Source organism: Mesobacillus subterraneus, from assembly GCF_023715485.1.
Classification (GTDB): domain Bacteria; phylum Bacillota; class Bacilli; order Bacillales; family Cytobacillaceae; genus Mesobacillus; species Mesobacillus subterraneus_B.
In genome coordinates this window covers 1-13,207 of the sequence record NZ_JAMBOF010000001.1, presented here as the reverse complement: position 1 = coordinate 13,207, position 13,207 = coordinate 1, and the positions used below count along the sequence as shown (strand labels likewise).

Below are 13,207 nucleotides of genomic sequence, written 5' to 3'. Positions count from 1 at the left end.
GCAGATACTTTGAATAAAAAGATTCTTATCAGAACATTATCATTTGCCTCAATATTCCTGATCACCTTTCTGGGAGCCGAGAAAATTCGATCAATTGAAAATCCAACAGCTGAGACTCAGGCTGCAGAAGCACCGAAAATTACACGGACAGAAGCTGAGATTGTTACGAAGGAACCTATGGACGAAGGAAGCCTCGGAAAAACTCCAATTTCTTCAAAAACTGACGAAAAAGCAAACGACGGCGATAAGAAAATAATTGATGGTGTCCCTCACATAAGTCAGCTGCCTGAATTACAACGCGGCTGTGAAGTAACAAGCTTAGCGATGCTTCTTCAATATGAAGGAATAGCAGCCGATAAAATGACATTGGCAAAGCAAATACATAAGGTTCCTTTCCGCGACGCAAATTATGTTCGCGGCAACCCATATGATGGGTTCGTCGGCGATATCTATACATTCAGCAAATCGGGATACGGGGTTTACCATGGCCCAATAGCGAAGCTTGCGGAGAATTACCTGCCCGGCAAAATCAAAGATATAACAGGCCAGACGGTGGATGCTGTATACAGTATGATTGACAGCGGCTCACCTGCTTGGGTCATAACAAACTCAACATTCGCGCCGCTTCCAGAATCCGAGTTAACCGTTTGGGATACAAACACCGGAAAAGTCAAAATCACTTACAAAGAGCATAGTGTTCTAATTGTAGGTTACGATGAACAATCCATTTATATTAACGATCCGCTTGCAAACGGCCCGTATATAGCAGTTCCCCGAAAAGCATTTGAACAGGCATGGGTACAGATGGGCAGCCAGGCGATCGGGATTGTAAAATGATAGATTAATAATACGTAAGACTTGCGGAGTGCCATTTATAACGGTACTCCTTTTGGTATTCAAATTTCATTATGGGTAAAGTTTATTTTTAGGTTCGAATGGAGGATCACGTGGATTTACATAATGGCAACCTGCTTTTGGAAATAGCTGAAGATGAATGATCACGCTGAGATTGTGAATCTGGATCGCTGAGTATACTCAGCTCCCTGAGGGAAAGAGTGTGAAAAGTCACAGGTGATTATGACATTAAGAGCTATATTTAACTTATAGAATAAGTTAAATGGGGTGTTTTTATTGAATAACAATATTGGAAAAATCGATCAAATCATTCGTATCATTCTGGGATTAGCGCTTTTATCATCCTTCTTTCTGTTAGACGGTGGAATGAAATATATAGGTATTGTTGGAATTATCCTTGTTCTGACTTCCGTTATTAAATTCTGTCCGCTATACACGTTACTAGGCTTCAATACAAATAAAGCAAAAAATTCATGATAGAAACCAGCCGAGCAACGGCTGGCTTTTTTTATTTTTTTAATATCTGATTTCTAAAATTCGCAAATTCTAATAACAAGCGTCACAAATAAAAAAGGAGTGAAAAATATAAATTAAGGGTATAAAAATAGGATATTGATATCATGTCTAGGAAGTGGTCAAGGGTGAGGTATAAAAGTGCACTGTTAATCTATAACGGCAATGCTGGCCAAAAGGATATTGAACATTTAATCGGGGCTTCAGTCCCAATTCTTTTATCAGGCATTCAAAACCTTTCGATACATAAAACTAATAGACCAGGGCACGCACGGGAGCTTTGTAAGATTCATGGGCCTCATGTCGACTTAGTCATTATTCTCGGAGGCGACGGTACCGTTCATGAATGTATCAACGGGCTCGCCAACTTGGACAAACGTCCGGTAATCGGCATTCTCCCTGGTGGAACATGTAATGATTTTACCAGGACCTTGCAGATTAATCAGGATATTAGAAGGGCCTCAGAAGAAATCATCAATGGAGAAGAAGTGCCAGTAGATGTATTGAAAGTTGATGACCAATTCAGCTTGAATTTCTGGGGAGTCGGCTTAATCGCAGAAGCATCTCTTAATATCGAACAGACTGAAAAAGATCGGTTCGGAAAAATCAGCTACCTTCTAAGTGCATTTAGAACGCTAAGAGAAATGGATCTGTTTGAATATGAGTTGGATATTGACGGAGAAAAAATTACCGGCGAGGCACTGATGATCCTTGTTTCAAATGGAGAATTCATTGGAACTAATTCATTGCCATTCCAGTCTGTAAAATATGATGATGGTTTAGCCGAAATCCTGATCGTTAATAACATCAACCTGTCGCTGCTTAAGGAAATCTCAACATTGAATCTTACCCAGGATATTCAATCATGCAAGGAAATTGACCATTACAGGGGCAGGTCCATTACAGTCTTAACTCCAAAAGATATGGACGCGGATATGGATGGAGAAGTATATATGAAAACTCCCAGTCAAATTACTGTTCTTAAACATCATTTTTCAATATTAAGACCCCAGTACCAAAACTAAAAAAACTTTAACATGAGAAAAATTAAAATCGGCAGGTCCTGACCTGCCGATTTTTTGGTTATGCATACATCTTATTTTCTTCTTGTTTGAAAAAGCTCTTCATCGCATGGAATACGTCGGCTTTCTGCTTGAGGATAAAGTAACGGAAGTTTTCATCTTTAATGTTTTTATACGCGGACATTAGGGTCGAGTGGCGGTTGTACTGATTAACTTCTCCATAGCCAAACATATTGGAGACCTTCATCAGCTCTTCAACTAATTTCACACAGCGGGCATTATCGGAGGTCAGGTTATCACCATCGGAAAAATGGAATGGATAAATATTGAACTTGCTTGGATTGTACTTGTCATCAATGAGTTCTAATGCTTTTCGGTATGCGGATGAACAAATCGTTCCGCCGCTCTCGCCTTTGGAGAAAAAGTCTTCCTCAGATACTACCTTTGCTTCAGTATGGTGGGCAATGAATTCAATTTCGACAGTTTCATATTTCGATCGAAGGAAACGAGTCATCCAGAAGAAAAAACTTCTGGCCATGTATTTTTCCCATAATCCCATCGAGCCGCTTGTATCCATCATTGCCAGGACTACAGCTTTGGAATCCGGCTTTACGACTTCATTCCACGTCTTAAACTTAAGATCTTCCTTGTAAATCGGATGGAATGCTGGTTTTCCGGTCATTGCATTCCGCTTATAAGCAGTCATCATCGTCCGTTTTTTATCAATATTGCCCATTAAGCCTGTTTTCCTGATATCATTGAATTCGATATTTTCCACGAGGTGTTCCTGCTGCTCTTTCTTCTTAAGGTTTGGCAGCTCCAATTGTTTAAACAACGCTTCTTCAATCTCCATCATCGAAACTTCTGCTTCATAGTAATCTTCACCGGCCTGGTCTCCAGCGCCCTGCCCTTTTCCTGGGCCCTGCTGCCCGGATCCATCACGTGCAACGACATCTCCCACTTTACTGTCGCCGTTCCCCTGGCCAACATGTTTGTTCTTATCATAGTTATAACGGATTTTGTACTCATCCAGTGACCTTATCGGAATCTTTACGACATCCCTGCCGTTGGACATGATAATGTTTTCTTCTGTGATCAAATCAGGCAGATTGTTGCGGATTGCTTCCTGCACCTTTTCCTGATGGCGCTGCTGGTCATCATGTCCTTTGCGGTGGAGGGACCAATCTTCCTGGGAAATCACAAACTGGTGACTACTCTCATCGGTCATTTTTAACCCCTCCTTTTAATTGTCAATTGACTGTAACACAATAGAATTTTCTGTCATACAATATCCCGATGGCTTTTGGCCAATAGGGAATTGTAATTACTCTATCTTATGCAGCAAGCCGGAATAATTTACAAATAATTTTGACAATTATCTATTCTAAACCGGCTGGACAAGCCTATTTTATGCAAATCTCTTGGAAACTCTGTTGTCCGTTAACATTATTATGTAACAGATCCTTTTGAAAAAAATAGCCTCCGCTTTTCAGCGAAGGCTATTCTTTATCCTTTTCAAATTGAACCGGATCCTGTACTTTATCATATTCTTCCTTAAGAACTTCACCAGTACGGCGGTGCTCCATCTGTTTACCTAAATTCTCCATCTCTTCCTCATTACGGGCCATGGAACTATTTTTAGGGACATAGTTTTTCGGCAATTCTTTATTACTCATTCTTATCACCTCATGCCTGTACTATTCCCTCAAAACTCCATTAATAAACCAGAAAAGGCCTGCATCACTGATACAGGCCTTCTGGTTTTACCTATTCAACAAGCTTCCAACATAGCGCAGCAACTCGTTTGCTGAAGTGGAGTTGTATCCATGCTCATCGATCAGCCTAGCAACGACATTGTTAATCTTCTTCAACTGCAATTCATCAGGAGTCTTTGCAGAAGTTGTAATTTTAACAATATCCTTAAGATCGGCGAACAGCTTTTTCTGGATGGCTTCGCGCAGGCGGTCGTGAGAGTTATAATCAAATCTCTTTCCTTTTCGCGCATAAGCGGAAATCCTGATAAGAATCTCTTCACGGAATGCTTTTTTCGCATTCTCGGAGATTCCAATTTGCTCCTCAATAGAACGCATCAGCTTCTCATCCGGATTAATTTCCTCACCTGTGAGCGGATCACGCATTTTGGCTTTATTAGCGTAGGCTTCAACGTTATCCAGATAATTATCCATAAGTGTCTTTGCAGATTCCTCGTACGAATATACAAATGCTTTTTGAACTTCTTTCTTCGCAATATCATCATACTCTTTACGCGCAAGTGAAATATAGTTCAGATAGCGTTCTCTTGTCTCTGAAGTAATCGATGGATGCTGGTCAAGACCTTCTTTAAGCGACCTTAAGACATCCAGCGCATTAATTGTCTTTATTTCTTTCCTGATAATAGTAGAAGATATCCTATTGATGACATAACGTGGATCGATTCCGCTCATGCCTTCGTCCTGATGTTCTTTCTTCAGCTCTTCAACATCGGCATTGTTATAGCCTTCAACGTTCTCGCCGTCATACAGCCTCATTTTCTTGATCAGGTCGATATCGCCTTTCTTCGGATCCTTAAGGCGGGTAAGAATCGTGAACATCGCAGCTACTCTTAATGTATGCGGAGCGATATGGACGTCATTTACATCACTTTCACGAATCATTTTGTCATAGATCTTTTCTTCTTCGGACACCTTTAAGTTATATGGGATCGGCATGACGATAATACGTGAATGCAGGGCTTCATTCTTTTTATTTGAGATAAATGAACGGTATTCCGTTTCATTTGTGTGCGCGACAATAAGCTCGTCGGCACTAATTAACGCAAACCTTCCCGCTTTAAAATTGCCTTCCTGCGTCAAGCTCAGCAAATGCCAGAGGAATTTTTCATCACACTTCAGCATTTCCTGGAACTCCATCATACCGCGATTGGCTTTATTTAATTCACCATCAAAACGGTAGGCCCGTGGATCGGATTCAGATCCAAATTCCGCAATCGTGGAGAAGTCGATACTTCCAGTCAAATCCGCAATATCCTGCGATTTCGGATCAGAAGGACTGAATGTCCCGATTCCCGTTCTCTTATCCTCTGAGAAGAAAATCCGTTCAACGATCACATCCTCAATTCTTCCTCCATACTCCTGTTCAAGCCTCATCATATTAAGCGGCGACAGATTGCCTTCAATGCGGATACCGTATTCGTCATAAAAATCCTTACGAAGATGGTGCGGAATCATATGGAGCGGATCTTCATGCATTGGGCATCCTTTAATGGCAAAAATCGCTCCTCTGTCTGTATGGGAATACGCCTCAAGTCCCCTTTTCAGCATTGTTACCAGAGTAGACTTCCCGCCGCTAACGGGTCCCATCAAAAGCAGGATCCGCTTCCTGACGTCAAGCCTTTTTGCCGCTGGATGGAAATACTCTTCTACAAGCCTCTCCAACGGTTCCTCAAGCCCAAACAGCTGGGCATTAAAGAAGGAATAGCGTTTCTTGCCTTTTTCGCTTTCAATTCCAGCATCTTTGATCATATTATACACACGCGAATGTGCCGATTGAGCAACCCATGGCTGTTCCTTCACAATTTCAAGGTACTCCCTGAACGTCCCTTCCCACTTCAGCTTCTCTTCATCCTGGCGATACAACTCAATCTTTTTTAAAATATCCATATGGACCTCCCCATGTCGCGTTATCAAGAGACGATTAATAAATTCTATGCAGCAAACAATTTGAACATGCGTAAACGTTCAGTCCCGATGATTGTCCTTTTTTATTTCTCCTCACAAAAAATGAGGCCATTCCTTCACAGTTGTCACTTAATAGGCTATAATAAGTCCTATATGGACAAAATCGATTAAAAGGGAGGCTTACATACATGAAATTGCTATTAATTCTGGGTGTAACTGCTGCTTTCTTATCTGCAATATTCACTGCAGGTTACGATGATAAGCCGGGAATCACGAAAAAATAAAAAGCTGCCAATGGCAGCTTTTTATTTTTGAAGCTTATTTTTTATTTAAGTTCTGTTTTTCGACAAACTCCCTCATATACAACCTTGATTTACGCCCAAGCATCTTGGCCATTTGCCCAGTCCATGTATCTTCCCGTTTGCCTTCTGTTCTCGCGCGATAATAATCAGAAGTGGTTTTGTTATAATCCCTAAGCTGATCCTCAAATACATTCCGGTTCTGCTCATATTGATTTTCCATATATACATGTTCAAGCGGCAGACGCGGCTTTATATCTGTTTCCTGGTCGGGATAGCCTACGGCAAGTCCAAAAAGCGGCACTACGTACTCCGGAGTTTTCAGAACCTCTTTCACTGCACCCAGATCGTTTCTGATTCCGCCAATGTAGCAAATGCCAAGTCCCATCGATTCGGCTGCTACCGCTGCATTCTGGGCAGCCAGTGCTGCATCGATCAATGCCACCATAAACTTCTCTGTGCTTTCGATCGATTCATTCAGATTGGCATTTTCTATATTGCCTATTATTTTATGCCGATGAAGATCTGCACAAAAAACAAAGAAATGGCCATTTTCCGCTACATAGGGCTGGTTGCCGGCAATTTCGGCCAGCCTCTCCTTCTTTTGCTGGTCAGTGATGCCAATAATGGAATATGCCTGAATGAAGCTTGAAGTAGAAGCAGCCTGCGCGCTTTTTACAATCGTTTCAATTTGCTCCCGCTCTAGAAGCTTGTCTTTAAATTTGCGGACAGAATGATGCTCGAGAATCGTTTCGATAACCTGATTCATAATATCTACTCCTTTAAGGATTATGTATTGCGTAATACCACTGCAACCTCCTGCAATTCTTTTTTTCCAACTTGAGTGGTTTAACAAATAATACTCATCATAACCTTCTGGCTTTGCTTTTTACCACTCCAATAACGTGAATAGAACCTTCCAGTTATGGTTGATATCCCTTAGGTGGTTTCAAAATGGAAGGTAATTGGGCCATTTGACTAATGCCAAAAAGGAGACCGGCAATATGGCCTCCTCAATATTTCCGCAAATCCCGATAGTCCTGCTGGCGCAGCGCTTCATATATCAATATCGCTGCTGTATTAGATAAGTTCAATGAGCGAATGTTCTCATTCATCGGCAGCCTCAGGCATCTCTCGATATTCTCATCAATCACTTCTTTAGGAAGCCCTGTTGTTTCACGGCCAAAAATAAAGAAGTAGTCCTTTACATTAGCACTGTAATCAAAATCAGAGTGAGCCTTCTTGCCAAATTTCGTTACATAGAAAAACTCCCCACCCTGATTCTGACCATAAAAATCCTCGAGCGAATCGTAATAATGGATCTTTACGTGCTCCCAATAATCCAGACCTGCGCGCTTCAACATTTTATCGTCAGTCGAAAAACCTAATGGCCTGATCAAATGGAGTTCGGTATCCGTACCCGCACATGTACGTGCGATATTTCCTGTGTTTGCTGGAATGAGCGGCTGGTATAATACAACATGCAATGCCATGAATTTCACCTCTAATAAAAACTCTAAAGGCTATTATACCACTACAAACAGACACTACAAAAGAAAAGCGGACGAGCTATGTTCAAACTCAGTCCGCTAATGAAAGTACTTTTCCCTTTAGGATTGGAAAAGACAAATGTTTTATTGATCATCAGTAATCGTAAAGTATTTATATTTAATATTCGGAGTATAAGCTGTTGAATCCTCATAAGCCCAATACCTCATCCGGCTGTTATACGTGTGGGCATTGACGAGTGGCATTCCGCTGGCATCATGACCTGTAACAATAGTCGTATGATCGAAACGTCCATCTCCCTGAAAATCATAGCAAATAACATCTCCCAGCTTTAGCTTCTCTGCACTGTCCACCTCTCTTGCCTTTAACCCAAATTTTGAGGCGGGGAGATACCAGCGCATCGCGTTGGCTACTGTCCAGCTGAAGCTCCAATTATCGTTTTGCATCCACCAGCCATTGCTTCTGTTTGGAAATCCGCGCATCGGAGCTCCCCCGGTATGGAGACATTGTGAAATATAGTTCGTACAATCAACTTCAAACTTTTTATATGCAGGGTTGAATTCATTCCACCATCTTTCAGCATATTGAACGGCCTTTAGCCTATCATATCGAAATCCCTTCCTATGATGATGCTCATTTTCTTGGTCCGCAAACGCAGGGATGCCTGCTCCATGCTCTTTGGCAGGCGATATTTCGTTAAGTTTCTGATCTTTAACAAGAATTCCCTTATAAAATTCGGCCTGCCTCTTTTCCACTTCCTCTTCCAAGTAAAATAAGCCACGCTGCTTGATCAAGTATTGAAAGTGTACAGAATACAAAACAGTTGCATTATCCTTATTTTCAATTTTCTTTTCAATATTTCCTTTTGCTTTCGCTTTTACTATTTCAGCAGATCTATTAGCGCAGCTCTGCTTCTTCTTCTCGATTTCAGGACATTCATGCAGTAAATTGCGGGGCATAGAAACACATTGAAGGACACGCTGTTCAAGTAAATCCTGCAATTGTTCACGCATGCTCATCTCTCCCTTCACCATACATATTTATGAAATGACTTGGGATTTAAGGCATAAAAAAAAGAATGGATTTTTTTAATCCATCCTTTCTTAAACAGTAATGTTGGTTTCACTGTCATCCCTGAAGAACTTGAGCCCTTTGCTTATTTCGTTAAGCACTTCTCCATCTTTTTCAGTATCTGCTGCTCTATTCAATGCAGCCAAAGCTTCAGGTCCGCCTATCTTGCCAAGTGCCCAGGCAGCTGTTCCCCTTAATACCGGACGAGGGTCTTCCTTCATTACGCTGATTAACTCAGGGATAGCAGTATTATCCTTGTAATGTGCCAGTGCAATAATCGCATTGCGTTGGATTGGCTTCTTGCCTCTCCAAGAGCCAGATACATGGCCAAACTTTTCTTTGAAGTCACGGTTGCTGATCGTCAGCAAAGGTTTCAGTTGCGGCTTGGCAATCTCAGGATCAGGCTCCATTTCTGGATGAAAGTGAAAATCCTTCCCTTTGTTTTCTGGGCATACCGTCTGACAAGTATCGCAGCCGTATAAACGGTTGCCAAGCTTCTCTCGGAACTCCTCAGCAAGGAAGCCCTTTGTCTGGGTCACAAAGGCAATGCATCGTTGAGCGTCAAGCTGACCTCCCTGCACAAGCGCGCCTGTTGGACATACCTCCACACACTTATTGCAGCTCCCACAGCGGTCTTCCATTGGAGTATCTGGTTCAAATGTGATATTGGTAACCATTTCACCAAGATAAACATACGATCCGAATTCAGGCGTAATAATTGAACAGTTCTTTCCGCTCCAGCCGATTCCCGCTCTCTCTGCCACAGCCCGGTCAACCAGTTCCCCAGTATCAACCATCGACTTGAATTTCGCACCCGGGACTTTCTCAGCAATGTACGTTTCAAGCCTTTTCAACCTGTCCCTGAGAACAGTATGATAATCTGTGCCCCAAGAGGCCCTGCAGAAAATCCCCCTTCTATCACCCTTCTTGCTGAGAACCGTCGTTTTCATTTTGGAAGGATAAGCGAGCGCAATTGAAATAATTGACTTGGGCTCGTCAAAAATCAATGAAGGCTCCGTCCTCTTTTCAATATCCTTTTCTTCGAAGCCTGATTGATATTGAAGCTCCTGCTGCTTATATAACCGAATTTTCATTTCCTCAAAGGTCGAAGGTGCAGCAAAACCAATTTTATCAATTCCGATCGTCTTGCTATAGGCAATGATGTCTTGCTTCAGGTTAATAGTATTCACGTGGTACCTCCTTTCTCATTGATATATATAAATCCATAAATTTTAAAAGCAAATTACTTTTATGATAAACTATTTTAAAGCAGTTTTGGAGGTGGAATCAATGGAAATTCAAATATCAAGCAATATATGCAAGCTCGTCCCAGCATTTTCAGTCGGCATCATCGAATATAAGGACATTCAGGTTGGTGCCTCGCCGCAAATGTTAAAAGGCAGACTCCAGCTTTTCCAGGAGTCCATATATTTCGATCTTTTAGAAAAAAATGTCACAGATCTCGATGGCATCAAAGAATGGCGAAGCATCTTCAAGACTACCGGAAAAGATCCCAACCGGTACAGACACTCAGCCGAAGCCCTCTATCGCAGAATCGCAAAGCAAAATTACCTTCAGTCCGTAAATAGCGCAATTGATTTAAATAATTTCTTCTCGCTTGAATACCAGATTCCCATTGGAGTGTATGATTGGGATAAACTTAATGGTAATGTCGAATTAAGACTAGGCAATGACAACGAAGAGTATGCAGGCCTGAATGGCAGACCTAATAACTTAGAAAAATTGATTGTTTCAGCTGATGACCTCGGCCCCTTCGGCAGCCCATTCGTTGATTCAGAAAGGACCGCTGTAACCGAAGAAACATCAAACGCGTTGCAAATCATCTATCTGCGTCCATCATCTACTCAAGAAAGCAAACAAAAAATGACCGAATCATTGATGAAGATGTTCACCCAAATCCATGGAGGTTCTGGCTCATATAAAATTGTGGGATGCTGATGCATCCTTTTTCTTTTGGCATAATAGTGATTTTTCATGCTGCAATTCAAATAATCCGATCAATTGGCGACCAAAATCTCGTTGTCCTCAATATTAAGTATCCAAAAGAAGATATCGATTACGTCTTAGACTGATTTATATAAATAAAAAACGCAACACTTCGTTTTCGAGAAACGAAATGCTGCGTTAGTCACGTATGTATGGAGCGGGTGAAGGGAATCGAACCCTCATCATCAGCTTGGAAGGCTGAGGTTTTACCACTAAACTACACCCGCATACATATCTATTTGAAATAAAGAAAACAGGAAACCCTGTTTATAATAAAAGTGGTACCGGTGGTCGGGGTCGAACCGACACTCCAGAAGGAACACGATTTTGAGTCGTGCGCGTCTGCCAATTCCGCCACACCGGCATATTAAGATGTTCTTGCTTTTTTGCTGCCACTAATAATCTAGTGGAGGCGGCAACCGGATTTGAACCGGTGAATAAAGGTTTTGCAGACCTTTGCCTTACCACTTGGCTATGCCGCCATATATTTTTGGAGCGGAAGACGGGATTCGAACCCGCGACCCCAACCTTGGCAAGGTTGTATTCTACCACTGAACTACTTCCGCAAAAAATGGCTGGGCTAGCTGGATTCGAACCAACGCATGTCGCAGTCAAAGTGCGATGCCTTACCGCTTGGCTATAGCCCAATATATAGTATTCAATTACTACTGAATATGTGATTATAATGGGGCGACTGATGGGAATCGAACCCACGAATGCCTGAACCACAATCAGGTGCGTTAACCACTTCGCCACAATCGCCATTATAAAATTGGCAGGGGTAGTAGGAATCGAACCCACACCAAAGGTTTTGGAGACCTTCGTTCTACCTTTAAACTATACCCCTAAAGAAAATGGTGGAGGGGGACGGATTCGAACCGCCGAACCCTGAGGGAGCGGATTTACAGTCCGCCGCGTTTAGCCACTTCGCTACCCCTCCATTATAACATGATTCTAATTCAAGAAAAACCCATTTAATCATGTTTCCTGAATAACCAGGGATTATATAAATGGTGGCTCAGGACGGAATCGAACCGCCGACACAAGGATTTTCAGTCCTTTGCTCTACCGACTGAGCTACTGAGCCACAAACTGGCGGTCCCGACCGGGATCGAACCGGCGATCTCCTGCGTGACAGGCAGGCATGTTAACCGCTACACCACGGGACCAAAGATATTTCCAAGTGTATTACTTGAAAATAACTTAATTGCGGGGGCAGGATTTGAACCTGCGACCTTCGGGTTATGAGCCCGACGAGCTACCGGGCTGCTCCACCCCGCGACGGTAATAAATAATATCGTTTTGTTTATGCTCCTTGAGAGCAATTGCTGTCCCGATCTCATGAAGCATATTCAAGCTGCTGCTCGATCGGTACAACTCGCAGTTCATACAGTGAAGTAACGCTCGTTGCTCCACCCCGCGACAATAATATTTTAACCATTAAGTTGTAATGGTGGAGGATGACGGGATCGAACCGCCGACCCTCTGCTTGTAAGGCAGATGCTCTCCCAGCTGAGCTAATCCTCCATTTATATAACATTTTGTAATAGTGGTGACCCCTACGGGATTCGAACCCGTGTTACCGCCGTGAAAGGGCGGTGTCTTAACCGCTTGACCAAGGGGCCAGATATAAAATTGCTATGGCGGAGAGCAAGGGATTCGAACCCTTGAGACAGCGGTAACCGTCTACACGATTTCCAATCGTGCTCCTTCGACCTCTCGGACAGCTCTCCAAATGGCTCCGCAGGTAGGATTCGAACCTACGACCGCTCGGTTAACAGCCGAGTGCTCTACCACTGAGCTACTGCGGAATAATAATGATTTCTCCGACTTGGATTCACGATCCGTATCTAAGAAAATGTTACATAGGATGTAAAATGCATCCTGCCCGGCGGCGTCCTACTCTCACAGGGGGAAACCCCCAACTACCATCGGCGCTGAGAAGCTTAACTTCCGTGTTCGGTATGGGAACGGGTGTGACCTTCTCGCTATCGTCACCAGACATTTTTTAAAGACAATATCTATTATACTGCCTTTTATGCATTTTGCAAGAGAAATTTTAGTTATTTTGCTTGTGCAAAAAACTTTATTCCCTCAAAACTAGATAATGTGTAAGAAGAATTCAGAAGAAACGAGTAATCTATTTTGGTTAAGTCCTCGAACGATTAGTATCAGTCAGCTCCACACGTCACCGCGCTTCCACCTCTGACCTATCAACCTGATCATCTTTCAGGGTTCTTACTAGCTTGCGCTA

The 13,207-nt window shown here is 42.5% G+C and carries 11 protein-coding genes, 15 tRNA genes and 2 rRNA genes; 4 read left to right on the top strand and 24 right to left on the bottom strand.

What is annotated here, in order from left to right; genetic code table 11:
- The first annotated feature begins 9 nt into the window (after nucleotides 1-9).
- The 3 genes from M3204_RS00140 (at nucleotide 10) to M3204_RS00130 (ending at nucleotide 2,393) form a co-directional block, all read left to right on the top strand.
- Nucleotides 10-837 carry a C39 family peptidase gene (locus M3204_RS00140; RefSeq protein WP_435367714.1) on the top strand — a complete coding sequence of 276 codons (828 nt, stop codon included), beginning with the start codon at nucleotides 10-12 and terminating at the stop codon, nucleotides 835-837.
- Between the two features lie 285 nt (nucleotides 838-1,122).
- Complete coding sequence (locus tag M3204_RS00135; protein WP_353056021.1) at nucleotides 1,123-1,332, top strand: YgaP family membrane protein; 210 nt, start codon at nucleotides 1,123-1,125, stop codon at nucleotides 1,330-1,332.
- Between the two features lie 143 nt (nucleotides 1,333-1,475).
- Nucleotides 1,476-2,393, top strand: a complete 918-nt coding sequence (locus tag M3204_RS00130) for a diacylglycerol/lipid kinase family protein (protein WP_251476838.1) — start codon at nucleotides 1,476-1,478, stop codon at nucleotides 2,391-2,393.
- 58 nt (nucleotides 2,394-2,451) lie between these two features.
- Here M3204_RS00130 and yhbH read toward each other — a convergent pair whose 3' ends face one another.
- From yhbH to queG, 7 genes are all read right to left on the bottom strand, one after another.
- The gene (gene yhbH / locus M3204_RS00125) at nucleotides 2,452-3,618 is read right to left on the bottom strand and encodes a sporulation protein YhbH (protein ID WP_251476835.1); all 1,167 of its coding nucleotides are present in this window, start codon (nucleotides 3,616-3,618) and stop codon (nucleotides 2,452-2,454) included.
- Nucleotides 3,619-3,889: 271 nt separating this feature from the next.
- The gene (locus tag M3204_RS00120) at nucleotides 3,890-4,066 is read right to left on the bottom strand and encodes a hypothetical protein (RefSeq protein WP_251476833.1); all 177 of its coding nucleotides are present in this window, start codon (nucleotides 4,064-4,066) and stop codon (nucleotides 3,890-3,892) included.
- Nucleotides 4,067-4,153: 87 nt separating this feature from the next.
- A complete protein-coding gene (locus tag M3204_RS00115; RefSeq protein WP_251476830.1) occupies nucleotides 4,154-6,049 on the bottom strand; it encodes a PrkA family serine protein kinase in 1,896 nt (631 codons plus the stop codon).
- 336 nt (nucleotides 6,050-6,385) lie between these two features.
- Nucleotides 6,386-7,135, bottom strand: coding sequence for an oxygen-insensitive NADPH nitroreductase (nfsA, locus tag M3204_RS00110; protein ID WP_251476827.1), 750 nt, complete (start codon nucleotides 7,133-7,135; stop codon nucleotides 6,386-6,388).
- Between the two features lie 244 nt (nucleotides 7,136-7,379).
- A complete protein-coding gene (trmL, locus tag M3204_RS00105) occupies nucleotides 7,380-7,859 on the bottom strand; it encodes a tRNA (uridine(34)/cytosine(34)/5-carboxymethylaminomethyluridine(34)-2'-O)-methyltransferase TrmL (RefSeq protein ID WP_251476825.1) in 480 nt (159 codons plus the stop codon).
- Nucleotides 7,860-8,000: 141 nt separating this feature from the next.
- The gene (locus M3204_RS00100; RefSeq protein ID WP_251476822.1) at nucleotides 8,001-8,888 is read right to left on the bottom strand and encodes an amidase domain-containing protein; all 888 of its coding nucleotides are present in this window, start codon (nucleotides 8,886-8,888) and stop codon (nucleotides 8,001-8,003) included.
- Between the two features lie 90 nt (nucleotides 8,889-8,978).
- Nucleotides 8,979-10,136 (bottom strand): tRNA epoxyqueuosine(34) reductase QueG, encoded by a 1,158-nt coding sequence (queG, locus tag M3204_RS00095; protein WP_251476819.1) that lies wholly within the window; start codon nucleotides 10,134-10,136, stop codon nucleotides 8,979-8,981.
- Nucleotides 10,137-10,236: 100 nt separating this feature from the next.
- Here queG and M3204_RS00090 point away from each other — a divergent pair, with 100 nt between their 5' ends.
- Entirely contained in the window at nucleotides 10,237-10,905 is a 669-nt protein-coding gene (locus M3204_RS00090) for a B3/B4 domain-containing protein (RefSeq protein ID WP_251476816.1), read from the top strand.
- Between the two features lie 201 nt (nucleotides 10,906-11,106).
- On the opposite strand, the gene M3204_RS00085 is transcribed toward M3204_RS00090, so the two are convergent.
- The 17 genes from M3204_RS00085 to M3204_RS00005 all read right to left on the bottom strand — a co-directional run.
- Nucleotides 11,107-11,180, bottom strand: a tRNA-Gly gene (locus M3204_RS00085).
- A gap of 52 nt (nucleotides 11,181-11,232) precedes the next feature.
- A tRNA-Leu gene (locus M3204_RS00080) sits at nucleotides 11,233-11,317 on the bottom strand.
- 43 nt (nucleotides 11,318-11,360) lie between these two features.
- Nucleotides 11,361-11,435 (bottom strand) — tRNA-Cys (locus tag M3204_RS00075).
- Nucleotides 11,436-11,444: 9 nt separating this feature from the next.
- Nucleotides 11,445-11,519: transfer RNA gene (locus tag M3204_RS00070), tRNA-Gly, on the bottom strand.
- 6 nt (nucleotides 11,520-11,525) lie between these two features.
- Nucleotides 11,526-11,600 (bottom strand) — tRNA-Gln (locus M3204_RS00065).
- 39 nt (nucleotides 11,601-11,639) lie between these two features.
- Nucleotides 11,640-11,715: transfer RNA gene (locus M3204_RS00060), tRNA-His, on the bottom strand.
- A gap of 11 nt (nucleotides 11,716-11,726) precedes the next feature.
- A tRNA-Trp gene (locus M3204_RS00055) sits at nucleotides 11,727-11,800 on the bottom strand.
- Nucleotides 11,801-11,808: 8 nt separating this feature from the next.
- Nucleotides 11,809-11,893, bottom strand: a tRNA-Tyr gene (locus M3204_RS00050).
- 71 nt (nucleotides 11,894-11,964) lie between these two features.
- Nucleotides 11,965-12,040 (bottom strand) — tRNA-Phe (locus M3204_RS00045).
- A 6-nt stretch (nucleotides 12,041-12,046) separates the two neighbouring features.
- Nucleotides 12,047-12,122 (bottom strand) — tRNA-Asp (locus tag M3204_RS00040).
- A 38-nt stretch (nucleotides 12,123-12,160) separates the two neighbouring features.
- Nucleotides 12,161-12,234: transfer RNA gene (locus M3204_RS00035), tRNA-Met, on the bottom strand.
- 170 nt (nucleotides 12,235-12,404) lie between these two features.
- Nucleotides 12,405-12,480: transfer RNA gene (locus M3204_RS00030), tRNA-Val, on the bottom strand.
- 23 nt (nucleotides 12,481-12,503) lie between these two features.
- Nucleotides 12,504-12,578, bottom strand: a tRNA-Glu gene (locus M3204_RS00025).
- A gap of 16 nt (nucleotides 12,579-12,594) precedes the next feature.
- Nucleotides 12,595-12,686 (bottom strand) — tRNA-Ser (locus M3204_RS00020).
- Between the two features lie 3 nt (nucleotides 12,687-12,689).
- Nucleotides 12,690-12,764, bottom strand: a tRNA-Asn gene (locus M3204_RS00015).
- Nucleotides 12,765-12,839: 75 nt separating this feature from the next.
- Nucleotides 12,840-12,955, bottom strand: a 5S ribosomal RNA gene (rrf, locus tag M3204_RS00010).
- 143 nt (nucleotides 12,956-13,098) lie between these two features.
- Nucleotides 13,099-13,207 (bottom strand): 23S ribosomal RNA (locus tag M3204_RS00005); the annotation flags it as partial.

Coding starts and splice junctions, on each gene's coding strand:
- nfsA (WP_251476827.1), bottom strand. CDS start 7,135: ATGAATCAGGTTATCGAAACGATTCTCGAGCATCATTCTGTCCGCAAA.
- M3204_RS00100 (WP_251476822.1), bottom strand. CDS start 8,888: ATGCGTGAACAATTGCAGGATTTACTTGAACAGCGTGTCCTTCAATGT.
- M3204_RS00090 (WP_251476816.1), top strand. CDS start 10,237: ATGGAAATTCAAATATCAAGCAATATATGCAAGCTCGTCCCAGCATTT.
- M3204_RS00115 (WP_251476830.1), bottom strand. CDS start 6,049: ATGGATATTTTAAAAAAGATTGAGTTGTATCGCCAGGATGAAGAGAAG.
- trmL (WP_251476825.1), bottom strand. CDS start 7,859: ATGGCATTGCATGTTGTATTATACCAGCCGCTCATTCCAGCAAACACA.
- M3204_RS00130 (WP_251476838.1), top strand. CDS start 1,476: ATGTCTAGGAAGTGGTCAAGGGTGAGGTATAAAAGTGCACTGTTAATC.
- yhbH (WP_251476835.1), bottom strand. CDS start 3,618: ATGACCGATGAGAGTAGTCACCAGTTTGTGATTTCCCAGGAAGATTGG.
- M3204_RS00120 (WP_251476833.1), bottom strand. CDS start 4,066: ATGAGTAATAAAGAATTGCCGAAAAACTATGTCCCTAAAAATAGTTCC.